This is a genomic window from Candidatus Methanoplasma termitum, from assembly GCF_000800805.1.
Classification (GTDB): Archaea; Thermoplasmatota; Thermoplasmata; order Methanomassiliicoccales; family Methanomethylophilaceae; genus Methanoplasma; species Methanoplasma termitum.
The window spans coordinates 1,440,835-1,466,403 of the sequence record NZ_CP010070.1 but is presented as its reverse complement, the minus strand read 5'-3'; the positions used below and the strand labels follow the sequence as shown (position 1 = coordinate 1,466,403).

At 50.4% G+C, this 25,569-nt stretch carries 22 protein-coding genes and 2 tRNA genes; 19 read left to right on the top strand and 5 right to left on the bottom strand.

All coding sequences use genetic code 11. The features are described from left to right. The first annotated feature begins 30 nt into the window (after nt 1-30). The 8 genes from Mpt1_RS07870 (at nt 31) to Mpt1_RS07070 (ending at nt 6,702) form a co-directional block, all read left to right on the top strand. A complete protein-coding gene (locus Mpt1_RS07870; RefSeq protein WP_048113482.1) occupies nt 31-393 on the top strand; it encodes an ArsR/SmtB family transcription factor in 363 nt (120 codons plus the stop codon). Beyond that, nucleotides 366-1,457, top strand: coding sequence for a methyltransferase domain-containing protein (locus Mpt1_RS07100; protein WP_048113480.1), 1,092 nt, complete (start codon nt 366-368; stop codon nt 1,455-1,457). The genes Mpt1_RS07870 and Mpt1_RS07100 overlap by 28 nt, the downstream gene beginning before the upstream one ends. A 104-nt stretch (nt 1,458-1,561) precedes the next feature. Then, nucleotides 1,562-1,801 (top strand): hypothetical protein, encoded by a 240-nt coding sequence (locus tag Mpt1_RS07095; protein WP_048113478.1) that lies wholly within the window; start codon nt 1,562-1,564, stop codon nt 1,799-1,801. Between the two features lie 4 nt (nt 1,802-1,805). After that, nucleotides 1,806-3,917 carry a minichromosome maintenance protein MCM gene (locus tag Mpt1_RS07090; RefSeq protein WP_048113476.1) on the top strand — a complete coding sequence of 704 codons (2,112 nt, stop codon included), beginning with the start codon at nt 1,806-1,808 and terminating at the stop codon, nt 3,915-3,917. Nucleotide 3,918: 1 nt separating this feature from the next. After that, on the top strand, nt 3,919-4,212 hold the full coding sequence (locus tag Mpt1_RS07085; RefSeq protein ID WP_048114051.1) for a DUF424 domain-containing protein: 294 nt from the start codon (nt 3,919-3,921) through the stop codon (nt 4,210-4,212). Further along, nucleotides 4,209-5,234 carry a 60S ribosomal export protein NMD3 gene (locus Mpt1_RS07080; protein ID WP_048113474.1) on the top strand — a complete coding sequence of 342 codons (1,026 nt, stop codon included), beginning with the start codon at nt 4,209-4,211 and terminating at the stop codon, nt 5,232-5,234. Before Mpt1_RS07085 ends, Mpt1_RS07080 begins: the two co-directional genes overlap by 4 nt. A 35-nt stretch (nt 5,235-5,269) precedes the next feature. Further along, nucleotides 5,270-6,139 (top strand): fumarate hydratase, encoded by an 870-nt coding sequence (locus Mpt1_RS07075; protein WP_048113472.1) that lies wholly within the window; start codon nt 5,270-5,272, stop codon nt 6,137-6,139. Continuing rightward, complete coding sequence (locus tag Mpt1_RS07070; protein WP_048113470.1) at nt 6,139-6,702, top strand: FumA C-terminus/TtdB family hydratase beta subunit; 564 nt, start codon at nt 6,139-6,141, stop codon at nt 6,700-6,702. Before Mpt1_RS07075 ends, Mpt1_RS07070 begins: the two co-directional genes overlap by 1 nt. Here Mpt1_RS07070 and Mpt1_RS07065 read toward each other — a convergent pair. After that, nucleotides 6,689-7,552 carry a carboxypeptidase-like regulatory domain-containing protein gene (locus tag Mpt1_RS07065; protein ID WP_048113468.1) on the bottom strand — a complete coding sequence of 288 codons (864 nt, stop codon included), beginning with the start codon at nt 7,550-7,552 and terminating at the stop codon, nt 6,689-6,691. The genes Mpt1_RS07070 and Mpt1_RS07065 overlap by 14 nt on opposite strands. Before the next feature lie 124 nt (nt 7,553-7,676). On the opposite strand from Mpt1_RS07065, the gene Mpt1_RS07060 reads away from it, so the two are divergent. Further along, the gene (locus Mpt1_RS07060; protein WP_048113466.1) at nt 7,677-13,040 is read left to right on the top strand and encodes an ATP-dependent helicase; all 5,364 of its coding nucleotides are present in this window, start codon (nt 7,677-7,679) and stop codon (nt 13,038-13,040) included. Nucleotides 13,041-13,094: 54 nt separating this feature from the next. Here Mpt1_RS07060 and Mpt1_RS07055 read toward each other — a convergent pair whose 3' ends face one another. Then, nucleotides 13,095-14,444: a hypothetical protein gene (locus tag Mpt1_RS07055; RefSeq protein WP_048113464.1), complete on the bottom strand. Its 1,350-nt coding sequence runs from the start codon at nt 14,442-14,444 to the stop codon at nt 13,095-13,097. A 179-nt stretch (nt 14,445-14,623) separates the two neighbouring features. Here Mpt1_RS07055 and Mpt1_RS07050 point away from each other — a divergent pair, with 179 nt between their 5' ends. Continuing rightward, the gene (locus Mpt1_RS07050; protein WP_148305861.1) at nt 14,624-15,436 is read left to right on the top strand and encodes a hypothetical protein; all 813 of its coding nucleotides are present in this window, start codon (nt 14,624-14,626) and stop codon (nt 15,434-15,436) included. After that, complete coding sequence (locus Mpt1_RS07045) at nt 15,420-15,947, top strand: hypothetical protein (protein ID WP_048113460.1); 528 nt, start codon at nt 15,420-15,422, stop codon at nt 15,945-15,947. The genes Mpt1_RS07050 and Mpt1_RS07045 overlap by 17 nt, the downstream gene beginning before the upstream one ends. 16 nt (nt 15,948-15,963) lie before the next feature. Here Mpt1_RS07045 and Mpt1_RS07040 read toward each other — a convergent pair whose 3' ends face one another. After that, on the bottom strand, nt 15,964-16,776 hold the full coding sequence (locus Mpt1_RS07040; protein WP_048113458.1) for a DNA-3-methyladenine glycosylase family protein: 813 nt from the start codon (nt 16,774-16,776) through the stop codon (nt 15,964-15,966). 55 nt (nt 16,777-16,831) lie between these two features. Further along, nucleotides 16,832-17,338 (bottom strand): DUF1697 domain-containing protein, encoded by a 507-nt coding sequence (locus Mpt1_RS07635; protein ID WP_048113456.1) that lies wholly within the window; start codon nt 17,336-17,338, stop codon nt 16,832-16,834. Nucleotides 17,339-17,443: 105 nt separating this feature from the next. On the opposite strand from Mpt1_RS07635, the gene Mpt1_RS07030 reads away from it, so the two are divergent. Both Mpt1_RS07030 and Mpt1_RS07025 read left to right on the top strand, forming a co-directional pair. Beyond that, a complete protein-coding gene (locus tag Mpt1_RS07030) occupies nt 17,444-18,256 on the top strand; it encodes a TIM barrel protein (protein ID WP_048113454.1) in 813 nt (270 codons plus the stop codon). Nucleotides 18,257-18,318: 62 nt separating this feature from the next. Continuing rightward, nucleotides 18,319-18,393, top strand: a tRNA-Thr gene (locus Mpt1_RS07025). A 5-nt stretch (nt 18,394-18,398) separates the two neighbouring features. Here the strand turns inward: Mpt1_RS07025 and thiC are convergent. Further along, on the bottom strand, nt 18,399-19,691 hold the full coding sequence (gene thiC / locus Mpt1_RS07020; RefSeq protein ID WP_048113452.1) for a phosphomethylpyrimidine synthase ThiC: 1,293 nt from the start codon (nt 19,689-19,691) through the stop codon (nt 18,399-18,401). A gap of 218 nt (nt 19,692-19,909) precedes the next feature. Here thiC and gyrB point away from each other — a divergent pair, with 218 nt between their 5' ends. The 6 genes from gyrB to Mpt1_RS07745 all read left to right on the top strand — a co-directional run bounded on the left by gyrB (nt 19,910) and on the right by Mpt1_RS07745 (nt 25,567). Next, entirely contained in the window at nt 19,910-21,811 is a 1,902-nt protein-coding gene (gene gyrB / locus Mpt1_RS07015) for a DNA topoisomerase (ATP-hydrolyzing) subunit B (protein WP_048113451.1), read from the top strand. Nucleotides 21,812-21,815: 4 nt separating this feature from the next. Beyond that, nucleotides 21,816-24,293 (top strand): DNA gyrase subunit A, encoded by a 2,478-nt coding sequence (gene gyrA / locus Mpt1_RS07010; RefSeq protein WP_202965146.1) that lies wholly within the window; start codon nt 21,816-21,818, stop codon nt 24,291-24,293. Continuing rightward, complete coding sequence (locus tag Mpt1_RS07005) at nt 24,274-24,594, top strand: hypothetical protein (RefSeq protein ID WP_048113440.1); 321 nt, start codon at nt 24,274-24,276, stop codon at nt 24,592-24,594. The genes gyrA and Mpt1_RS07005 overlap by 20 nt, the downstream gene beginning before the upstream one ends. 18 nt (nt 24,595-24,612) lie before the next feature. Further along, on the top strand, nt 24,613-25,197 hold the full coding sequence (locus Mpt1_RS07000; RefSeq protein WP_048113438.1) for an NAD(P)H-dependent oxidoreductase: 585 nt from the start codon (nt 24,613-24,615) through the stop codon (nt 25,195-25,197). Nucleotides 25,198-25,278: 81 nt separating this feature from the next. Continuing rightward, nucleotides 25,279-25,354, top strand: a tRNA-Phe gene (locus tag Mpt1_RS06995). A 51-nt stretch (nt 25,355-25,405) separates the two neighbouring features. After that, nucleotides 25,406-25,567 carry a hypothetical protein gene (locus tag Mpt1_RS07745; RefSeq protein WP_158386803.1) on the top strand — a complete coding sequence of 54 codons (162 nt, stop codon included), beginning with the start codon at nt 25,406-25,408 and terminating at the stop codon, nt 25,565-25,567. Nucleotides 25,568-25,569: the final 2 nt, after the last annotated feature.

Here is a 25,569-nt window from a genome sequence, read left to right as displayed (position 1 = left end):
CATATCGAGATGTGTCTATATGAGGCTCACATGACAAGAACAAACACCGAGTGCGCAACCACCTTCAAGGCTTTCTGCGATGAAACCCGCTTGACGATCATCTCTCTTCTGCAAAACGGAGAGAAGTGCGCATGCGTGCTGTTAGAGCGTTTGGACATCAGCCAGCCGACGCTGTCGCATCATATGAAAATTCTTGTCGACAGCGGCATAGTCGATGCCCGCAAAGAGGGAAAGTGGACATTCTATTCTATAAGCGAAGAAGGCAGCACGGCGGCAGCAGAGATGTTGCGCGAGCTCACATCTGTCGTGATCGATGATGACGATGACAGTAATAATGTCTGCTACGAGGCGGGGCCTCCCTGCGGATGTGCGCAGAGAAGGGATTGCTGGTAAAAGAAGGAGGGAGAAACACGGACAAGATAATCGAGGATGTGAAAGAGTATTATGGGAAGAGACTGCAGACAAAGGATGATCTGAAAACAAGCGCATGCTGCTGTTCGGACAGCCCTCCGGCCCTGATCAAACCTATCCTGCCGCTCATCGCTGATGAGATAAAGGACAGGTTCTACGGCTGCGGCTCACCGCTCCCTCCGCTTCTCGAAGGTATGACGGTGTTGGATCTCGGGTGCGGTACCGGCAGGGACATCTATATCGCATCTAAATTGGTAGGAGAATCAGGGTGTGCGATCGGCGTCGATATGACAGACGAACAGATCCGGACCGCAATAAAATATCAAGAGGAACAACGCAAGCGTTTCGGGTACAAAAAGTCCAATGTGAAGTTCATGCAGGGATACATCGAGGATCTGAGGTCTCTGGGAATAAAAGATAACAGTGTCGATGTGGTGATATCCAACTGCGTGATCAATCTCTCACCGGCGAAAGAACAGGTGTTCAGGGAGATATATCGTGTCCTCAGACCCGGCGGCGAACTGTATTTCTCTGACGTATTCGCAGACAGGCGCATACCGGAGGAACTGGCGACAGACCCCGTTCTTCGCGGTGAATGCCTCGGGGGCGCAATGTATGTAGAGGACTTCAGAAGGCTCATGGCAAGGGTCGGATGGAAGGATTTCAGATATACGAGCATACGCGAACTCGAACTGGCCAACGAAGAGATAGAGAAAAAGGTCGGGTTTGCAAACTTCTCGTCAAGGACGGTAAGGGCCTTCAAGCTCGACTGTCTTGAAGACATATGTGAAGATTACGGGCAGGTCGCATGGTATGACGGCAGCATCCCCGGGAACCCCCATTATTTCGATCTGGATGATCATCACAGGTTCTTTACCGGCAAGCCGATGCTGGTCTGCGGGAACACCGCGGCAATGGTATCCGAAACGCGCTACGGTAAGGCCTTCAAGATCGATGGGGACAGAAGCGTGCACTATGGGAAATTCGACGGCTGCGGCGATGAAGGTAAGAAGAAAGATTCCAAATCAACATCCTGCTGTTGCTGAATCGAAATAGCACTACCAGTCCCTCCGAAAGAAAAAGCTTTTTTACTTACCCCTCCACTGGAAGTGCACGTTATATATCCTATTCGGCAATATAGAAGTTTGCGATGCCCGACGATGTAGTTGCGCTTATTTGGGAAGCCCTCGGAAATGATAGGATCACAACCAGAGAAGCGGCAGACAGGCTCGAGTATCTGTTCGGCTACAGGTGCCCGGACGATCTGGCCAAGACCCTTTCCAAACTAAGGAAAGCGGGATCGGTCAAAGGAGAGATCGACATGGATGCCGGAGGATGGATGTGGTGGGCGGACGAAGAGTGCAAAAAAAGCAGAAATCAGGGGGAATGAAGAGATGACGGTAAATTTCCAAGATAGCGAGATAGTGGCAGGATGGGAGGACATCCTCAGTAAGGACAAATACCGCATTATGTTTGCTGACATTGCGGCAAGTTACCCCGACAAAAAGAGTATTTATGTCGATTATGAGGACATTGATGCATACAACCCGGACCTGGCAATGTTCTTTTTGGACAATCCGAGTAAATGTCTGCACAAAGGGGCTGAAGTTGTAAGATCATCGCTCCCGCCGACATGGGATATGAAGGACACGGTCAACCTCAGGATAACCTGTCTGCCGAGAGATGCAAAGGTGGAGGTAAGACACCTCAGAGCAAAGCACCTTGGGAAGCTTGTCGCCGTTGAAGGGCTGGCAAGAAAGGTCACTACAGTTAAGCCGAGGATGACACAGGCGCTGTTCAGATGCAGCAGGTGCGGTGCGGAGATATGGGAGAAACAGCGCGGCGTTCTTATGAAAGAACCGCTCATGTGCTCAAACCCGGACGGCAGTTGTAACAAACAAGCAACCCATTTCGAACTCGATTCAAAGGCGTCCGTTTACATCGACACACAAAAGATCGAGATCCAAGAGAGTCCGGAGGGCCTCAGGGGCGGGGCACAGCCGGAAAGGATATCCGGATTCCTGGAAGACGACATAGCAGGGATCGTGACCGCAGGGAACAGAATAACGATCAATGGGATAGTCAGATCCGCGGAGAAACCCGATAGGGATAAAACAACGATATTCGAGACATTCATGGATGTAATTTCCATTGAGTTCGAAGAGCACGAATACGATGAGATCCAGATAACGGAAGAGGATGAACTTCAGATATTAGAGATGTCGCAGGATCCGAAGCTCTTCGATAACATCGTGGCATCGATCTCCCCCACGATCTTCGGAATGACAGAGGTCAAGGGAGCGATCGCACTGCAGCTGTTCGGCGGATGCAACAAAGAGATGGATGACGGCACCGTAATAAGGGGAGACATGCACGTTCTCCTTGTCGGAGACCCCGGAGTCGCAAAGTCTCAAATATTGAGGTATATGAGCACTCTCGCACCCAGAGGAATATATGCGTCAGGTAAATCTGCATCAGCAGCGGGGCTTACAGCTGCAGCGGTAAAAGACGAATTCGGCGACGGAAGATGGACGCTGGAGGCAGGGGCGTTGGTCCTTGCGGACAAGGGGCTGGCATGCATCGATGAGTTGGACAAGATGACGCCGCAGGACCGTTCTTCGCTTCACGAAGCGATGGAATCGCAGAGGATATCTGTCGCAAAAGCAGGAATAACGGCAACGCTTCAGTGCAGGTGTTCGATGCTTGCCGCCGCAAACCCGAAATTCGGAAGGTTCGAAACGACGGGGACATCGATAACCAGCCAGATCGATCTGCCGCCCGCACTCATGTCCCGTTTCGACCTGATATTCGTTCTGACCGATAAGCCGAATGCAAAGACGGACATGAAACTGACCTCGCACATACTCAATGTTCACAGGAGGGGGGAGGCCAGGCATGTCAAGGACGACGCACCGATGGTCGTGGGCATAGATTTGAAAAAGATAAAAGAGAACACTCAGGCGATCAAACCGGTCTATGACCAGGACATGCTCAGGAAATATGTCGCATATTCGAAACGCATCGTACCGGTTATGACCGATGAGGCCATGAGCATAATCGAGAAAACATATCTTGAGATCAGGGCGCAGGGTGCGGGAGAGAATGATTCCGTACCTATAACAGCAAGGCAGCTGGAGGCCTTCGTCAGGCTGTCGGAAGCTTCGGCAAGGATGAGGCTCAGCTACATGGTCGAGGGTGCTGATGCTCAAAGGGCGGTGGATCTGGTGCAGTATTATCTCGATAAGATCCTGGCACCTAACGGCGGGCAATGGGATATTGATAACTTATCTGCTGACTATACCAAAAAGGACCGCAACGAGCTTAATATTATCTTAGATGTCATAAGAGAGTACGGATCGATAGACGGGCTGTCAGAGGAAGAGATAATATCCCATTCACTGAATGAAGGGCTGTCAGAGGATAAAGCGAAAAGAAGGCTGAGGATGATGAAAGAGGACGGCACACTATTCAGCCCGCGCAATGACGGCCGCTATAAAGGTGCATAAAATGATACGCTGTAAGATCCACACGCATGAAAAAGACAGGATACTCGCCGCATGCGACGAAGAGATCCTGGGTATGACGTTCCGAGGCGACGGTGTGAAGATAAAGGTATCTGAGATATTCTACGGCGGGGAGTCGGTGACCGAGGAAGTTTTCATTGAAAGGACAAAGTCGGTCACGATAATGAATCTCGTCGGCAATCGTGTTGTAGATAAAGCAATAAAGGAAGGGCTGGTATCCGAGCAGAGCGTGATGATCATCGGAGAGGTGAAGCACGCTCAAGTGGTGATAATGTGAACTTCTGTGTAAAGTGCGGGAAAGAGACAGAGAACATCATCGACGGCCTATGTACAGAGTGTTTCCTCGACGGAAAGAAACTGATATCCCTTCCGCACCACGTCAACGTGTTCGTTTGCACTAACTGCGGGGATACCGGCACAGGGGAGTTCTGGGAGACGAAGGATCTTCGGGACGCCATCTTGGATGCCGCCGAAGGCGCATTGAATATCAACAAAGAGGCAAAGAAGCTTGACATCGAGTCGGTCTCTTTGGAACAGGACCCCTATACATTTGTTGTAGAGGTCACAGCGAAACTTGATGTAAAAGGCTGTCCGGCCGAAGACTCGGCAACCACGATCATCAGACTGAAGAATACAGTCTGCAAAAGATGTTCCAGGCAGCTTGGGAATTACTATGAAGCAATACTCCAGATAAGGGGGTCTAAAGAGGTCCCGCATAAGACGATGAAAGAAGCGCTGAGGAAGGTAGAGAACCTTGTCGACGCTCAATCGATAACCAACCGAAGGCTGTTCATCACAAAGGCCGAAGAGGTGCAGGGCGGAATCGACATCTATCTTTCGTCCATATCGATGGGGAAAGCGGCATCAAAAGAACTTACCGATACGTACTGCGCCGAGACAAAGGAAGCCTCAAAACTCGTCGGGCTGACAGAGGAGGGGACTGAGATGTACAGGGTGACGTATCTCGTCCGCCTTCCGGATTTCCAAGCCGGCGACATTGTACAATTCGAAGGGCGCTATTTCAAGCTCGTTCGATTATCCAGCACCGGTGCAAAGGTCATCGACATCACTAACCACCGAGAAAGGTCGGTCAAAAGGTCGGACATCCCCATGTTAAAAGTATTTGTAAAAGCGGGGGACCTGCGCGAAGCGGTGGTAATCAGCAAAGGTAAGGGAGAGGTACAGATCCTCGAACCGTCGAATTACTCAACGGTCGATCTGAAGATCCCGGAAGATGCAGAGATAGGCGATGCTGTCAAAGTGGTAGAGATCAACGACTCGCTTTACTATGTTCCCTGAGTGCATTTTTTATCGGGAACCGCTATAAAGGTATCATGATAAAATTGCCGGAACCCATCGATCAGATAGTCGTCAATCTTCTGAAAGCGGCCAATACGAAACTTCCCAGAGATATCGGCTGGGCGCTGGAGGCCGCTGCGGGATGGGAGGCGGACCCTCTTGCCAAGACACAGCTCGGAGCAATAATGGATAATGTGAAAAAGGCAGAGGTCCTGGGACGCCCGATGTGCCAGGATACCGGTATACCTACTTTTTTTGTTAAGGGGAAGTTTGATCATTCCATCGGCAACGAGATCGCAAAGGGGCTGAAGAGAGCGACCGAGGCGATTCCTCTCAGGCCAAACACCGTGGATCCGCTGACAAGGAAGAATCCGGGCGACAATCTCGGCAAAGGGATGCCTGCGATCCATTACATCCCGACGAACGATAACTTCCTGGAAATAGCCGTTCTGATAAAAGGGGCCGGTTCTGAGAACATGACCAAGTTGGCAATGCTGAACCCGTCAGACGGCATAAACGGGGTGAAAAAGTTCATTGTGAACTCAGTTCTGGACGCCGGCGGAAAGCCGTGCCCCCCCGGTATCATCGGCATCGGCATCGGCGGAACAGCTGATGAATGTGTCATAATGTCAAAAGAGGCCCTCATATCCTCGCTGGACTCAGAGAATGATGACCCGGTGCTCAAGGACCTGGAGGAAGATCTGTTCGTCAGGCTGAACGGCAGCGGCCTCGGTCCGATGGGACTAGGTGGGTCGACAACAACGCTCAGGGTCAAAATAAAGACCGCATACTGCCACACAGCAAGCCTTCCGGTCGCAGTCAGTATTGGTTGCTGGGCCACGAGAAGGGCGGTAGCCCGCATCACCGACACAAATGTCGAGTACAGCCAAGGAGTTGATCTCTGATGGAACTAAGAACCCCCCTCAGTGAGAATGCCGTAAGGAGCCTCAGGATCGGTGAGACCATCCATCTGACAGGTGATGTTATAACCGGGCGGGACGAAGTCCACATCAGGGCAATGGAGTATCTGCATAAGAAAGGGTCAATTCCGAAAGAGATCGATAATTCGGTACTGTATCACTGTGGCCCGATAATTGTGAACGAAGGCAAAGGATGGAAGGTCTTGGCAGCAGGCCCCACTACAAGCGCAAGGATGAATTCTTTAGAGCCAGATATGATAAGGAAATTCAATATCAGAGCGATAATCGGTAAGGGAGGAATGTCCAAGGAGGTCGGAGACGCAATGCGTGAGGCGGGGTGCGTTTATCTCGCCGCGGTCGGAGGAACGGCCGTATCTCTTGCAGAGGCCGTGAAAGAAGTTCGCGGCGTTGAATGGGCGGACCTCGGAATGGCAGAAGCGTTGTGGTTTTTCAGAGTAGAGAGAATGGGGCCTTTGATTGTCGCAGTGGACTCAAAAGGCAACAGTCTTTATGAGAATGTCAGGTCGAAATTGATCAGAGGCCTCTGAGCTCTTCATTATCCTCATTATCATCGATTATTTCGAGCCTGTTCGGTTCGTTCACGCGTCTGCTGAGGAGCCACGCGGCAACCGCCATCAAAATGCCTACAATGACTCCGATCAACATCAATAAATGGGCCACATCCACCCCGGTGTGCGTAGTCGAGTCGGCTTTATCTAAGACAATGTTCTGCACCAGCGGGACTTGTTCGGTATTATTGTTTTTTACTGTTATGGTGTAGTTTCCGCTCGTTATGAAACCTTGTCTGCCGGCACTCACATTGTACGTTCCGGTCGGACAAGATGTCAGATAATCTCCGTTATCATTTGTGGAGACTGTGATATCGCTCCCTCCGGATGTAGGCGTCAGAGTAACAGTGGCATCTTTCACCGGACCGTTGACATAAGAGACGCGACCGCCGACCCATCCGTCCGTGGCGCTCATTATCACATAAAGTCCTTCTGAAATGTAGCCGGTTATTGTGTATGTGTGATTGGCACTGTTGTAATTGTCCTTTGTCAGATTAAGGATAAAGCTGCCGTTTTGCTGCTTCGGACAACTCATGCAGGATATCGCGGTGTATCCATATGCCGTGAAAGATATCGAGAGGCCGGTGTTCACTGCGACGCCGACGCTGAAGAATCCCGTTTCCGAGTCATATGTGCCCGGGTACTGAGTGCTGGAAGCGTCTGTTACAACGATTGTTACGTTGTCGAGCGGCCTGCCAAGCGTATCCGCTAAATACCCCTCGATGTAGTAGTTCGAGGCGTTGACGTTGTCTGCGCCGTCCGACACGAAAGATGTAAGCGGAACCAGGACCGATACTGCGACCAACACTAACAGAAGCTTATACCTCATCGCCTTTTAATGGTCAACTGCATTTAATATATTTTCGCGGTAAAAAGGGCTCCGGAAGTGGTTGCTGTACAGACCTCTTAAATACCTCCTGATTGTAATGGTAAGAAATTTACGGTGAATAATATTGGAGAAGGTCACTAAAGCATACCCGATGGAGGAGGTAATGGGTCTCATGGAACCGCTCATTGCAACGTGGTTCAGAGAAAAATTCGACACCCTTACCGAGCCGCAGGCGAAAGCGATACCGGTAATACATCAAAGGAAGAATGTATTGGTATCATCGCCGACAGGTTCAGGCAAGACCCTCACAGCATTCACAAGCATCATCAATGAGCTTTCTAAGTATGCGGCGGAAGGAAAACTCGAGGAAAGGATCTACTGCATCTACATATCTCCGCTTAAAGCTCTGGCAAACGATGTCAACAGGAATCTGAACACTCCTCTCGCCGAGATGAGAGATGTAGCGGCGGCGCACGGCATGAAAGTTCCCAACATCAGGGTCGCCGTAAGGTCCGGCGATACACCTCAGAACGAAAGACAGAAGATGGTCAAGCACCCGCCACACATTCTTATAACAACCCCGGAGTCGCTTGCGCTTATTCTCGCCGCACCGAAGTTCAAGGAGAGCTTCAAGAAGGTCGAATGGCTGATCTTAGATGAAATACACGACATTTGCGACTCAAAAAGAGGCGCATTCCTATCCCTGACCCTGGAGCGCCTCAGAGACCATTGCGAGACCGACTTTACAAGGATAGGGCTCTCCGCCACATTGGCGCCCATCGAGGAGATCGCCGGTTACTTGGTCGGGTGCGACCCCAATGGCGAAAAGAGAGAGGTAACGTTAATAGAGGCCGACTCGAAAAAGCAGCTGGACCTCGAAGTGGTATGCCCGACAGAGGACATGACCACATTATCCTCCGATATCGTGAACTCTATGATGTATGATAAGGTCAAAGAGATGGTCGACACGCATGAGACCACTTTGATCTTCACCAACACCAGGTCCGGGGCCGAGAGCGTGGTATACAAGCTTAAAGAAAGAGGGCTTGAGAACATCGAGGTTCATCACAGTTCGCTGGGAAGAGAGACAAGACTGGACGTCGAAGAGCGGCTGAAAAGAGGGGAGATCAAGTGCGTTGTTTCATCAACGTCCCTCGAACTGGGGATAGACATAGGCTCCATCGACCTGGTGTGCCAGATAGGTTCCCCCAAGTCGGTCGCAAAGGGATTGCAGAGGATAGGGAGGAGCGGCCACAGTTACGGAAAGGTCGCAAAGGGAAGACTCATTGTTTTCGATCCAGATGATCTTGTGGAATGTGCGGTCATGTGCCGTGCGGCACACAGAGGGGACATAGACAGAGTCGGAATACCGGAGAACTGTTTGGATGTACTGTCCCAGACCGTTGTGGGTATGAGTCTCGATCAAAGATGGGACATCGATGCGGCGTATGATCTGGTTAAAGGGTCGTATTGTTACAGGAACCTCAGGAAGGACAGTTTCATCGACGTTCTGAGATATCTCGGAAGCAAAGACGAGCACGAAGGCGTCTACTCAAAGATATGGTACGACGAGGATGAGAACCAATTCGGCAGGAAGAAAGGCGCCAGAATGATCTATCTGATGAATCTGGGTACGATACCGGAAGAGGCGAATTACAGAGTGGTGACCAACCACGGCACCACTGCCGGCGAGCTATCTGAGAAATTCGTTGAAAGGCTGGCGCCGAGAGATGTTTTCGTTCTCGGCGGGAGGTCTCTCGAGTTCGTAAGGTCCAAGGGGATGGTCGCACATGTCAAAGAGGCAACGGGAAGGAAACCAACTGTGCCATCGTGGGCCGGAGAGATGCTTCCGAGAAGCTTCGACCTGTCAATGGACATCGCCCTATTCAGGAAAGAAATGGCAGAATGGGTACAGGACGACAAGGCCGATCTTATCCCCAAACTCTGCCACGATTTCGACATCGACGGCGGTTCCGCGAAAAGCTTGGTATCATATTTCAAAGAAGAGAAAGCGGTGACCGGAACGATACCGGACATCGACCATCTGGCTATTGAAGAATATATTGACCCGTCAGGCAACCAGAGGATAATATTCCACTTCCCCTTCGGAAGGAGGGTCAACGACGCACTGTCGAGAGGATACGCATATAGATTATCGAACATCATCGGCTCGAACGTCTCTGTCACGATGTCCGATGATAACTTCATGATCGGAACGCCCAGAAAGGTGGACATTGAACAGATCCCGGGGCTTCTGACGTCGAGGGAACTCGACTCGATCTTAAGAAAGGCCATCAAGGATTCCGAGATCTTCAAACTGAGGTTCAGGCACAATGCGGCGCGCAGCTTCATGATACTCAGGAACTATCTCGGCCGTCCGATCTCGGTCAACAGGCAGCAGGTCAGATCGTCTTACTTGTTGGACGCATTAGGCAACATGGAGAATGTTCCAGTTATAGAGGAGACATACCGAGAGGTTCTGGAAGATGATATGGATATCAAGAACGCCGCCATCGTGCTGGAGATGATAGAGAACGGAAAGATGGGGGTCGAGGTTTTCCATTTCAACGGAACTCCTTCTCCCTTCGCACACTCGATAATATTGTCAGGGTTCTCAGACATCGTTCTGATGGAGGACAGATCAGAACTGCTCAAAGAACTGCACCGTAAGGTACTGTACAGGGCGCTCGGAGACTCGGTGAAAGACTTTGAGTTCAACGAGGACCAGGTCATCCCGTATTTCAGGCAGAAAATAGGGCGCGTGGTGTCCAAGAACGACATCGTCCCGCTCCTGAAGAGGACGGGGCCGCTTCAAGCCATAAGGGAAAGAGGGCGCAATATCTATTCGTATTGCGACGAGGACAAGAAGGTCGTCGACGAATGGGTCCATGAGCTGATAAAAGAGGGAGAGATCGGGACCGTGTTCATGGACGAACCGCACATCATGATCAAGAGCGAGATCCCGGCATATGCCGCGGCGACCGCAAAAGAGCGTGAGTTGAACGATATCGATCTGAAGGTTCTGGAGAAGGTCGGCGAGAAGACCGCACTAAGCGACATCACAACGGCCTTGGAGATAAGCGAGGATGTGACATTCAGATCGATGAGGAAGCTCGAGTCGATGTATCTTGTCACAAGATCGGATATCACAGCAAATAACAAATGGTACTTCTCCAGGGCAGAGTATCCCAAGCTCGATAAGAACAAGTGTTTGGATGAGATCGTCCTCAGATACCTGAACTGTTTTGCGCCGGCAACTGTGCCGGAGGTAGCATTTGCCCTCTCGATAACCGAGGACGAAGCACAGAGCGCTTTGGATTCTCTGGTCAACAGCGAAGAGGTCGTCAGAGGACAGTTCCTGATATCTCAAAGCCCGCAGTACATGAAGGTACTCGACCGTATGAGGCTCAGGGCGGGAAAGGAGAACGTGTTCGATTTCGATACCGTCGAGGAATACAGAAGGACAAAGGGAGAACAATTCAAGACGATCGAGGACTACTTCAAATTCTACGGGTCGGCGGGAAGCGAGATAGATGTTTTCAACAGGGTAAAGGACTTCAGTCTTGAGGAATGGTATAAACTGAGGGAATCGGAGAGGCTCCTTTTGGGGAGGTTCGTCAGAGGAAGGGTCAGATACGTACTCTCCGAGGACGGAGGCAGACTCGCCGCATTAAGGCCTTCCGAGATGAACGAATCGGATGAGGAGATCCTCGACCTGATAAAGGGAATGGGTCAGACGACAATGAGGCACCTGGTCTCTGTGACAGGCAGGGATAAGAACGAGATCAAAGAGTCCATACAAAGGCTCGACCGTTCGTTGAAGATAATACGCGCATTCACCGAAAGGGAGGACTGGGGTACCGAGAACACATACAAACCATATTATCCCCAGATACCGGACAGGGATCCGACCGAAGGGCTGATCAGAGAATGCATCAGGTCGTACGGGCCGATACCTGCTCAGGCCCTGCGTTTCCTTGTCGGAGTTACGGGGGATGAGGCAGAGAAGTACGCAGCGTCGGTCGGAGCGGCAACGATATTCGTCGGAAGCGGACAGAGCCAGATGTTCGTTATGCCGGAAGAGGTGCCGCTGATCACGAAGGTAAGGAACAGGAAAGAGAATGTTACGATAAGATCCCTTTTCGACCCGGACCTGGGATCGAAATGGGCGGAACTCGCGGCAAGGTACGGCGACAGATGGATATATCCTATAACAAAAGCGAACAGTGTCATCGGTGCGCTGGAGATATGGGAGATGTCCGGATGCATAGAAGTAAGAAGAATGGACATCGACTCCCCCGGACTCCTCGACGATGTGCTCAAGGCGTTGGACCGCCTGATGGTATTCTTTAACATGAAAGGCGTAGACATCGTAAGAGTAAGGGAAGTTCTAACCAAGGATGCGGCAGAGCTCGACGAAGAAACCGCGAAGTGCCTCAAAAACAACGGATACAGATTCGTCAACGGATTCTATGCCAAAGGAGAATTCATCGAAAGGACGATGTCGGACGAGGAGCATCTGAACTATGTTTTCCAAAAGCAGAGGGTGTCGTATGCATACAAATTCTCCACAGTGGACGAGGCCGTAAAAACAAGAGGATACATAAGGAACGATCAGGAAGCGGTCACCAGAGTTATACAGAAGATATCCTTCAAAAAGATCCTCGGAAAGGGGAACCTCTTCAAAATGTCATTGCTTCCTGGCTATGTAGGATATACTTTAGCGGAATTCGCCCCGATATATCGTGCGGCCAAGCTGGGCGAGATCGGCAAAGATGCCAACTCTCTGTTGGAACTGATCCGCGACAGGCAACCCATATCGAGGAAAGAGATAATCGCGGGATCGCCGTTCTCAGAGGAAAAAACTCTGGAACTGGTATCGGAGCTGTCGAAGGTCTCGGCGATATGCCAGGATCAAGATTCATTTTATTACATTGTCCCGCCGAGCCGCATGGGCAAAGAAGAAGCACTCAAAACAATAACAAAAAAACATTTCAAAGACTTCGGAACATTCTCCGCAGAAGAGCTGGCACAGTTCCTCGGACTCAGAATGGCAGTTGTCAGGAAAATGCTGAAGGACCTTGAGGAAGAAGGGTTCCTTGTCAAAGGGTTCCTTGTAAAAGACGATCCTACATTAAGGTGGATGCTTAAGGACGATGTGGGTCTCAAACCCGAAAAATTCAAGGAGACATTCCTTCTGAACACGCAGGACAACCTGCATATTTATCTCAGAGAGATGATAAAAAGAGAGTGCGGCGCGACCGAGTGCGTTGTTTTTGACGGTATAAATATAATAGGTTCCTTTGAGGGGAAAGTAGCGTCGTCCGGTGCGAAGGTCGAGAACTTCAAAGGCGGCGACAAGGCATACAAATGCATCAGGGACACCGCAAAATCACTCGGAGTGAAGATAGAGGAAAAGAAGTCCCAGGAGGACGACGATTGGGATGTGTCCGAATTCTACTTGAAGACCAATCCCGGAGCGGTTTGATCCCGGGTCGGATAAAAGAATAAAAGTTAAGGGTGGGGGATGCCCCCGGTTTTATTAAGGTGCCTGTTTGGACTTGTTCTTCTTGGATCTCATGTACAACAAAACGGCAACAACGATCACGATGATCACTATTATGATTATCAAGATGTATATCAGCGTCCCAGAACTCAGAGACGAGTTGCTGGAATCATTAGAATGGATTTGATCTCCGCCTATATTGTAGTACCAGCTCAGACCGTTACCCTCGAGGTAATCCACGGAATCATTTGCAGCTGTCATATATGCTGCAAAGGGTGCACGGATCTGATTCATCGTTTGATTGTAGTCGGTTTGGCTGATCTGGCTGCTCATTTCTGACCCAAAGGCATCGATGAATTGAGCATAAGTGGGCAAAGTGCCGTTGTTCCATGCTGTTTTTATAATGTTATTGATCTTTTTGCTGTCTGCAGAACTTGTTCCTGATGTACTGGGAACTGCACTGTTTTTAAGATTGAACGATGTTGTGTCACTGACATTTATGGGTGTGGAGGGGTATCCATTACTTGTTTCCGTCATCCTGATGCTGTATGCCATATCAACGAAAACATCTTCTCCGTTAAGCGCTCTGTCATAATCGGCATTTGTCATATCGGATCCATTGACACTTATTGCAAAACTTGTCGATGCAGTCACATGTTCTGATATATTGTCCACGGTGTTGGGCGTATATGTGTAGTAAGAGGTGTAGGGATAATAGTTGTTGTATCCATATGTATAGTTGCTTGTGCTTTTTCCACTTATGGTGATCGTTGTCTGGGCATCAATCGTTCTGGGTATAAACTCAGATGTAAGATTGATATTCAGGGAACCGCCGGCTTCAATGGACATAGATATTGCATCCGTCGGCTTGACGTTATTGGGGAAGCCGATCAATTGGTAGTACGGGTCGTTATTGACCTCGGTAATGCCAAGATCCCCCCTCAGTGAATATGTCAGGGTCATCTTGTATCCGTTGGAGTTTTTCTCTTTGACCAGGAAATCAATGGAAAGCGAGAGGTTTCCCGAATCAATACTGACGGCATATCCGGAGCCTGACAACTTATTTAATGCTTCATTGAGGTTTTTGCTTGAAGATATCGCATCGACTAATTGTGCCATCGAAGGGTCTTCCTGGACAATGTAGTTTCCTGCGTCTGCCATAATGATCTTTGCTACTTGGAAAGCTTTATCCGAGTTCAAGTTCAACGATATTCCGGCCTTATCGCCTTGGTTTATGTCCGGAAGCATGTTGTTGGCGGAGTTGCCGTTCGCTGCGGACGAGTCTGTGTTTTCATGCAAAGTAAAGGGAATGAACACGAACATTGCCACAATGAATGCCGCTATTATCCATCTGCTGCGTGAAGATGATTTTCTTGTTTTTGACATAAATTATCCTCCTACTTTTTGTAATCAATCGGGGCCATATATAATGCCTCTTTTTAGGTAAAATAAAGGAACAAATATTCAAAATAAAACACACAGAAAAACACCTGTGCACGCACCGTTCTGACAAAAAATATTATTCTAAGTGAAGCTATGTGCAACAGTGTCCAAAAAAAACGCTCGTGCTGAAGGCGTTGCCGTATGCTCTCGTCATAATAATCGCGGCCCTGATACTCTCGGCGGTAGTACCCATCCTGAAAGGGGGTTTGGACATCACGGCGGAAGGCAATATAAATGTCAGCATCAACGGCGCATACATTGTCGCAAACGGCACCTACGTGATAGATTCCGATCTTTCATATGATATCAAGGGTGTTACCGTCAGAGTATATATTGTGGATGAAGTAATGAATTCCAGAGTGAACATCCTTACTATGGACGGGATCACGGTCAAAGCGCACTCGATAACAGAGTTGGAACTGAGGTCGCGCGCATTCATTCCCTCCACTTATCTTATCCTGAGGGATCTCGCTTCCAGAGATGGGTCGGAGATACCGATAAGAGCGGAGTTCAGCGGGAAATACATCTACGGGCTTATCGGGATGGACGTGAGATTGGACACGAACGTGAGATTATCCGAGCCCGGGAGCAAGCTGGAATACAGCATGGGTAGCGACGAAAGCTCGCTTACATTCGGGTTGCGGAATCTGAGTTCCGACATACCTGTCAGCGACTATAACATCTCGATCAAAGGCGGCGGAACAACGCTGAACGTCTCGGTTGCAAAAGAGGGCAACAATGTTTTTGCCTCGGTGGAGGCGGGCGGAAGCTTCGCCGAGTCCGTGAACAAGATAATCGATTCAATGTGGATCGCCCCTCCCGAAGTGATCGATAATCTGACCGGAAAAGCTCTGCGGGTCGATCCTAACGACCTTAAGCTCGTGCTGGATTTTCTTGAATATGTTTGGGAGGGTGCCTATGAGCCAGGCAGTTAATGAACGATTGAAAGAATTTATTGGAGAGGGGGACCCCCGTTCGGCGTTCATATCCGTTGTGATAGGTATCGCAAAGATCGCCGCCGTCGTTTTTTTCATGGTGGCCCTCGCCTACATTCTGCTTTATACGTTCGCAGGGACGCAGGACATCAGTATCAGGATGATCGATATTCTCAAGTCGGCAAAAAATCCGATCCTTCTGTTGATCCCGTACTTCATACTGTCTGGGGTCTGCGGATATTACTACAAAGGAACGAAAAGAAGACTTTATTTTATGATCATCGCCAATATGTATCTTATTCTTGCGATACTCTTCTTCTCGCATACGTTCAGATATGTGATATACAATATTTCGGTGGACGTCGGGATGGAGCTGAACATCGATGCGGTGCACCTTGGTCTGGATATAAGCCTCATTGCATTCATCATGTGCATAATACCGCTAAGTTCAATGTTATTGGCTTACATCGAATACAAAGAGAACAAAAGCGATGCCGCAACATCATATTAGGGATCGGTTCGCAGGGTCAGTCACCATTTTTATTTGTGATGAACGGGCTGTGGTAAAGGAACTCTTGTGCGTATCCGGCATATCTTCCGAACTTCTTCCTGCCGAATTCCGACATCACTTTGTAGCTTCCTGTCACGCCGTACATCTCGTTTAGGCACTTTGAGATCCTGGCGTCCACAGGGAACGCTTCGAGGTGGCCGAACCCGAAAAGGGCTACGCAGTCAGCCACTTTTGGGCCCACGCCGTTTATTTCGATCAGTCTTCCAACACATTCCGAATAGCCCGCCTCCCCTATTGCTTCAAGGTCGATAGCGCCGTTCTCAGTTCTTTCCGCAAGTTCGATGAACCGATCCTGGCGATATCCGAGCCTGCAGCACGGTATCTCTTCCTGTTTATCGAGTATCTGTTTCGGTGTGGGAAAAGCTCTTCTCTCTCCGAGGTTCTTTCCGAATGTGTCGCACACAGACTCCACCATCTTTGCGATCCTTTTGACGTTGACGTTCGTAGCAAGGACATAGGTCGCAAGGCACTCCCACGGCTCCTGTTTCAGGATCCGCATACCCGGGCAGGATGATGATAATGATGCAACATAAGCATCGGCATCCGAGATCTCTCTTATTATTTCCGAAAGGTCGTCCCCGCTTCTGAAGTATTCATTCAGGACACCTTTGTCGGAACAGCCTTCCGCATCGAAGCCGTACGCGTTCTCCCTGAGGTTGACTATGCTCTCTCCGAGGACGCCGTTCCAGCGGTCGCCGACCTTCCTCCACCTGTGGGCTTGGCCGCATCCGAGGGTAGGATCCAAAGAGACATCAAGTTCGATCTGCACAGTCGGGAGTATAGCAGAGCCGACTAAAGGATTTACCGTCTGATCGCACGAAAGTTCACAAATTCAATATTTTACTCACCGTATTCCAGTTGCGCGCTGTGCAGACCACACCCAATTCTTTCTCGAAGAAATTGTTGGACAGTTTTGTTTCATGGTATGGCCCTTTGCAATTCAGATAAATGCAGCCCCCAAGCAGTTTTGCGGCATCTCCGTTGTTCTCCCATTCTCCCGTCCTTTTTGACGCCGTTCCGCTCGTGAGTATGAAATACAATTGCTCAACGGAGGCATCCCGGAAAGGGTTATTGTCGAAGACCGCAGATAATTCATCTTTTGTCAGCACGACGCATGGTATTTTTAAAGCAAGGTTCTTCTCGAGCTCATCCTCGATCATCCCCGCAATGCGCCCATTTCCTAATTCAGAGATGAGGACGAAGTTCCCGCTTCGACCATACGGTCTCACATTGCCGAAATGTCTTTCCAGTATCTGTGTTATTTCCGAGACCTTCACTCTTTTTGTTCTGCCTACATTTATGCCTCTGAGGAACACGGCACATTCTACCATGAACGCACAACCGCAGCAATACTCTTAATGGATTCCTCAGAACGCTGCCGCAGAGCCCGTAAAACGGCTAAGAACTCTGAAATACACGTAAGATATCGGGGATTCATGCGTTTTGGTCCGGCAGGATACCCAAGCGAGGGGAAGACTCCAGAAGGCTCTCTGAAATATACCAAAGGACTCGGTCTTGATGCCCTTGAGGTAGAGTTCGTAAGAGGCGCAAGGATCAGTCAGGAGAGGGCCGAAGCTGTCGGAAAAGCGGCAAAGGATCTGGACATCAGGCTGAGCTGCCATGCGCCATACTTCATAAGTTTCAACTCCGAGGAGCAGGAAACAAGGAACAAAAGCATCGACTGGGTCATGGACACCGTAAGAGCGGCGCATGCACTCGGAGCATATATAATCGTGATACACGCAGCGTCATACGGGAGATCTCCGGGCACGGCAACGGCATCGGCGATCGAAGGGTTGGCCAAGTGCAAAGAGAAGATGGATGACGAAGGTATCAGGGATGTCATCCTCGGCGTGGAAACGATGGGTAAGAAAGGTCAGTTCGGAACACTGAAAGAGATCGCAGAAGTTATGAAAAGCGTGGATGGAGTAAGGCCGGTATTGGATGTTGCACACGTCCACGCAAGAGGTGTGGGATGCCTTAAGACCAAAGCGGATATGGAGAAGCTTGTCAATGAATATTTTCCGTTATGCGGGGAGATAGCGCATTTTCATGTGAGCGGAATTAAGTACGGCGACAGGGGAGAGATATCCCATCTTCCTCTGAGTTCCAAAGAGCCGGACATGCAGATGTTGGCCGATGTTCTTAAGGACTCTAAACAGGACTGTACATTCATATGCGAGTCACCGCTTATCGCCGCCGATGCGGTGGTGTTCAGAGACATGTTCCCGAAATACAGAATATCATGACGTTGCCTGCGAACGAAAGATAGTAAACCTTTTTATCTTAGGTCTCAATCAACGGTTCCGATGCCACTGTGGCTCAGCGGTAGAGCGGCAGTTTCGTAAACTGTAGGCCGGGGGTTCGATCCCCTCCAGTGGCTCCAAATCCTCAACAGTCCTCGTTCGGACCGTTCTTTATGAGATATTTGTTGACTATCTTGACGGCACAGACATCTCCGCACATTGAACATCCGTCCTCTTCTTTGGTGCACCCTCTGGCTCTGTATCGTCTTGCTTTTTCCGGATCGATACAGACCTCGAACATCGTGTTCCAGTCGAGCGCCTTCCTGGCCTTTGCCATCTTTGTGTCCATCTCTCTTCCTCTGCCGAAGCAGAGGTCTCCGACATGCGCTGCGATCTTCGATGCTATGAGGCCCTCTCTCACATCTTCCTCATCGGGAAGGCCGAGGTGCTCGGCGGGCGTAAGATAACAAAGGAAATCCGCACCGTGTTGCGCGGCGACCGCGCCGCCTATCGCACCGACGATGTGGTCGTATCCCGGTGCGATGTCTGTCACGAGGGGCCCGAGCACATAGAACGGCGCGTTGTGGCAAAGCCTTTTTTCCAGATGTATGTTCATCGGAACTTGGTCCAACGGGACATGCCCCGGACCCTCCACCATGCTCTGCACGCCTGCTTCCCTGCACCTTGTGACCAAATGACCCAGCGTCATTAATTCCGACAGCTGCGCCTGATCGGAAGCATCGTCTATGCAGCCGGGTCTGAACCCGTCGCCGAGGGAAAGGGCGAATTCGTATTTGCGGGCCAGTTCCAAAAGATAGTCGAAATTCTTGTAGAGAGGGTTCTCCTCTTCGTTATGGAGGATCCACGCCGTCAGGAACGATCCTCCTCTGGAGACCACATCGGTCTTTCGTTTGCTCTTTTTCAGCCAGGCCACGCTTTCTTTTGTTATTCCGCAGTGAACGGTCATGAAGTCCATCCCGTCCTTTGCGTGCTTCTCTATTCCGTCGAAAATATCGTCTTCCGTCATATTGACGATGGCATCTTTCCTTGCCGCGGTCAATCCTGTCTGGTATATCGGGACCGAGCCCATCATCATCGGGGCCTTTTTGATCAGTGTCTTTCTGATGCGGTCGATATCTCCTCCTGTGCTCAGATCCATCACGGCGTCGGCACCATACTTAATTGCAATGTCTAATTTTTTGAGTTCGCTGCATATGTCCGCAAGGTCTCTGGATGTTCCGAGATTCACATTGACCTTGACCCCCATCCCTTCGCCGATCGCAGCCGGCTCCGGGTTGTGCTTCGGGTTGCAAGGCACCACGATCCTTCCGGAGGCAATGCCGTTCCTTACGAACTCTTCGCTGACCCCCTCCTTCTCTGCGATCCTCTTGATCATCGGGGTGGTCCCGCGGCGGGCCTCTTCCATTATGGTGCTCATGTACCCGTGCATGGGTTGTCAATATTTCAGATTTGCCAAAGATAGGGGGTTAATGAATTATCTGACACAGTTGGCAACATGAAAAATTATTATTTGAATAATAATTATCCAAATAATAATCTTTGCGAGACCGTGTCGCTGGACGCACGCACGCGTACGTGCGTATTTATACGAGATGTGCATAGGTAACGACAGTTTTATAGCAGGAGCTAACAGAAATGGATGGGGAAAAACAGCAGGGGCTATACGATGCAGACAGTATTGTCGCCCTAAAAGGATTAGAAGCGGTCAGAAAAAGACCCGGAATGTATATCGGGAGCACCGACAGCAGAGGCCTTCATCATCTTGTTTATGAAGTGGTCGACAACGGAATAGACGAAGTGATGGCAGGCTATGCCGACAAGGTCAACGTCTACATAAACGAGGACGGTTCGATCACCGTTAACGATGACGGAAGAGGGATACCAGTCGGCCTCAACAAAGAAGAAGGCAAGGATGCGTTGGAGATGTGTCTGACCGAACTCCATGCTGGAGGAAAATTCGATCACAACTCTTACAAGGTGGCCGGAGGGCTGCACGGAGTGGGAGTATCCGTTGTCAACGCATTATCGAAACATCTCATAGCTCTCGTTGAAAGGGACGGGAAGCTGTACAGGCAGACATACCATATCGGCATACCGGACGGGCCGGTCGAGGCGATCGGCGTGTCCGACAAGACGGGAACGACGATAACATTCTGGCCGGATCCGGAGGTATTCGAGACCACAGTCTTCGAGTACGACATTCTTCAGAACAGATTCAGGAATCAGGCATTCCTGAACAAAGAGGCCACGATCTACTTTGAGGATAAAAGGACCGGAAGGTCAGAGACATTCCACTACGAAGGCGGTGTGTCGGAGTTCGTTCAATACCTCAACAAATCAAAGAAAGCTATACACGAACCGCCGATCGCTCTAGCGGGAGAGAAGTACAGCGTGATGATGGACATCGCACTCCAGTACACAGACGGTTACAACGAAGCCATAGACTCCTTTGTGAACACCATCTATACTCCGGAAGGCGGGACCCACATGACCGGGTTCAGAACCTCATTGACAAGGGTCATCAACAACTACGGCAAAGAGAACGGGCTGCTCAAGGACCTTACGCTGACCGGCGATGACGTGAGGGAAGGGCTCACGGCGATCGTCAGCATCAGAATGCCCGATCCGCAGTTCGAAGGCCAGACCAAGGCGAAATTGGGAAGCAGCATCGCTCAGACGGCCGTAACGGAATTCATGAACGAGAAGCTCGCAGAGTACCTCCTGGAGAATCCGGCGATCGCCTCGATAGTCGTAAAAAAAGCCATCTCCGCATTGGAAAGCAGGGAGGCGGCAAGGAAAGCGAGAGATGCCACAAGGAGAAAGAGTGCCCTCGAGTCCGGCAGCCTTCCCGGAAAATTGGCGGATTGTTCGGAGAGGGACCCATCAAAATGCGAACTGTATATTGTGGAAGGAGAGTCTGCGGGCGGAAGCGCAAAACAGGGGAGGAACCGTGCGTTCCAAGCCATACTCCCGCTGCGCGGAAAGATCCTGAATGTGGAAAAAGCAAGGCCTGACAAGATCCTCGACAGCGAGGAGATAAGGAATCTTATGATCGCAATAGGCGGCGGCATAGGGAAAGATTTCGACGTATCCAAAATAAGATACCATAATGTTGTGATAATGACCGATGCGGATGTTGACGGCGCACACATCGGGACATTGCTGTTGACGCTCTTCTATAGGCAAATGAAGCCGCTCATCGAGAACGGCCATGTATATCTGGCTATGCCGCCTCTTTACAGGGTCTCCAAAGGGAAGAAAGAGATATATGCATACACCGAAGCAGAGATGGCAAAGGCTGTGGAAGAGCTCGGACAAGGAGCGAACGTGAGCAGATACAAGGGGCTGGGTGAAATGAACCCGCAGCAGCTTTGGGAAACGACCATGGACCCGGAAACAAGAATGATGAAGAAGGTCGAGATCGAGGACGGAATGCTTGCAGATCAATTATTCTCGATACTGATGGGCGACGACGTCGAACCGAGGAGAGAATTCATCATAGAACACGCTCACGAAGTGGTCAACCTGGATGTGTGATATCATGGAAGAACAGCAAGAGCGTAAGAAGATCATACCCCAGAGTATTGAAAAAGAGATGAAAAGGTCGTACATCGACTACTCGATGAGCGTTATTGTCGGAAGGGCGCTTCCGGACATACGCGACGGCCTCAAGCCGGTCCACAGGAAGATCCTGTATGCGATGTCAGAACTGGGACTGCCGTACAACCGGCCACACAAGAAGTCCGCAAGGGTCGTGGGAGAAGTGCTGGGTAAGTACCATCCCCACGGTGATTCGGCGGCGTATGAATCAATGGTCAGAATGGCCCAGACATTCTCGCTCAGGTATCCGCTGGTGGACGGACAGGGCAACTTCGGTTCGGTCGACGGCGATTCTCCTGCGGCCATGCGTTACACAGAGGCCCGCCTGTCGAAGATCTCCAGCGATATGCTTGCGGACATCGACAAGAACACCGTCGACTTTGTTGATAACTTTGACGGCTCCCTCAAAGAGCCAAGCGTCCTCCCGGCGAAGATACCGAACCTTCTGGTGAACGGTTCCGACGGAATAGCGGTGGGAATGGCGACCAAGATGCCCCCGCATAACTTAACAGAGGTATGCGATGCGATCATTCATGCGATAGACAACCCCGAAGCTGACGTGTTCGAGCTGATGAGGTTCATAAAAGGCCCGGATTTCCCCACAGGAGGAACGGTATACGGCCTGAACGGCATAATATCGGCCTACGCGACCGGCCGCGGAAAAATAAAGGTCAGGGCGAACACCCACTTTGAAGAGATAGGGAACGGTAAGAGCAGCATCATAATCGACGAGCTTCCGTATCAGGTCAACAAGGCCGCACTTCTCGAGGCGATCGCAGAACAGGTCAAGGATAAGGTGCTCGAGGACATCACCGACCTCAGGGATGAGTCCGACAGGGACGGAATGAGGGTTGTGATCGAGCTTCACAAAGACGCCATAGACAATGTAGTCCTGGAGAACCTTTTCAAGAAGACGCAGATGCAGATCACATACGGAATAATCAATCTGGCACTTGTGAACAACAAGCCAACCGTGCTCACACTGAAAGAGATGATCGACAACTACATCTCATTCAGGACAGAGATAGTCGTGCGCAGAACGCAGTTCGATCTGGAAGAGGCGGAAAAGCGTTATCATATCTTAGAGGGTCTGATGAAAGCGCTCGGCATGCTCGACGAGACCATCGCTCTCATCCGTGCATCAAAGGATGCGGCGGAAGCGAATACCGGTCTGCAGGGCCTTCTCAAGATCGACGAGGAGCAGGCAAAAGAGATATTGGCCCTGAGGCTGCAGAAGCTAACAGGATTAGAGATAGATTCGCTCAGGGAAGAGACCAATCAAAAAATAATGCTGATGAAGGACCTCCGCGACATCCTCGGCGACCACTCCCGCGTACTTTCCATTATAAAGGACGAACTCAAGAAGATGAAGGACGACTACGGCGACGAGCGTAAAACGATCATCAACGAGAATGCCCTGGATGTAGACGAAGAGGACCTCATCCCGATGGAGGATGTTGTGATAACGATCTCCGCAGACAACTACATCAAGAGGATCCCGCTCAACACATACAGGCAGCAGGCCAGAGGAGGGGTAGGATTGATCGGCATGCAGACCAAAGAGGAGGACTACGTTTCAAGCATGTTCGTTGCCTCCTCGCATGATTATCTGATGTTCATCACCAATCACGGAAGGCTCCACTGGCTCAAGGGATACCGCGTCCCGGAGGGAAGCAGGCAGTCCAAAGGAAAACCGATAATCAACATGATCTCCGACCTCGAAGAAGGGGAGATGGTTGTCAGCACTATCTGCGTACACGAATTCCCGGAGAATGAGTATCTCGCATTCTGCACAAAGAACGGTTTGCTGAAGAAGACAAGCCTCAGCGCATACAAGAACGTCAGAGCAAGAGGGATCAAGGCGATCAAATTCGACGAAGGCGATGAGCTGATAGAAACATCCATCACCGAGGAGAACGACCAGATCATCATCGCGACCAAGAACGGCCAAGCCGTGAGATTCAACGAATCGGACGTCAGGTCGACCGGCAGGGATACGATGGGTGTCAAGGGAGTAACTCTCAACGAAGGCGATGCCGTCATCTCAATGGCGGTAGTCCGCCCGGAAGATAAACTTCTGACTGTCACAGAGAACGGCTACGGGAAGATATCCGACGTTGCCGATTACAGGCAAACGAACCGCGGCGCAAAGGGAGTGATCACCATAAAGACCGACGAGAGGAACGGCAAGGTCGTCTCTGTCAGGAAAGTCTCGGCAGGGGATCAGCTGATGGTCACAAGCATGTCCGGAAAGATGATACGCATGAGCGTCGACGAGATCAGAGAGACCGGGCGCAACGCGAAAGGCGTGCGCATAATGGACATGAGGGACGGGGACAAGGTCACGGCGGTACAGCCGATAATCTCGGAAGGCGAAGGAGAGGGAGCGGAAGAGAAGAATGAAACAACTGCCCCCTGAGAGGATCTGGCTCATAGTGATGGTCGCCTCTGCGATTGTAGCGGCGATATCTGCGGCAGAACTGATATTGTCGGTCATGAACGGGAACGTGATCCTTGCGGCCCTCTCCGGGGCGGCGCTTGTGGTCTTCGCGGCGTGCGCCGTCATGGCATGGATGATATGGTCCAAGATCGACACAATGAACAGGACGGTCTACTGTCTGCGGCTGAAGAAGCCCGGTCTTGATATTGTGTACAACGAGGAAGACGGCTATGACCGTGAGGACGAGATCGTTCCCAAAGGAAAGATGCCGAAAGAATGATATGGGGAGATGTCGTCAATGAAAGTGTATATTATTGTGGCCTATCCTAACAAGAAAGGCTTGAATTATGCCGCCTTTGAAAAAGCCAGACAGGGATTTCAGAATGCGGGTCATGAGATCAGGACCACAAACCTATATGAGGAAAGATTCAACCCGACCTTAACATTTGATGATGAGCACAGACGGCGCGATATGCAGTTCGATGAAGAAACCAAAGCATATCGCGACAACATCATATGGGCTGACCACTTGGTCTTCGTTTTTCCGATATGGTGGAGCGGCATGCCGGCCATATTGAAAGGCTTCATAGACAGGGTGTTCGCTAAAGGATTCGCATACGACTATGAGGGAGTAAGACCCGTCGGTCATTTGAAGAACAAGACGGCCTGGATCATAAACACGTATGATACCTCGGCAATATATGCAAAGCTTTTCCAGCAGGATTACGGCAGAGTACTGAAAAAGCAGGTCCTGTCAATGTGCGGGGTCAAAACGCTGAAGCACACATCTATGCCTCACACCAGGAACAGCAGTTCGGAGAAGAGGTCAAAATGGTTGGACGAGGTCGAGTCGACCGCGCAGCATCAGCTGCGCACAAAATAAATGCCATATGTTATTGTCGACAAAGCAAATTGCGAACAATCAGGAAACTTTATAATAGGAAACCAGAATAGGGGGAAGTACGCCGTGGTAACTCAGTTGGGAGAGTGCATGACTGAAGATCATGAAGTCGCTGGTTCGAGCCCGGCTCACGGCACCATACTTTCTTTTTATGTAGTACTGATACATTCTATGAAAAGGAGGATATCTCTTGGAATCAGATAAGATCTTCATCGACATAAGGACGAGCGAGCTGACGCTCACACAGGTCCTGCAGGAGATCCAAAAGATACAGGCGGAGAATCCGGATTACGAGATATTCCTGGACGGGGATGCGCATGCCATAGCGGGCAGGATAAAGGCCAGGAGATGAAG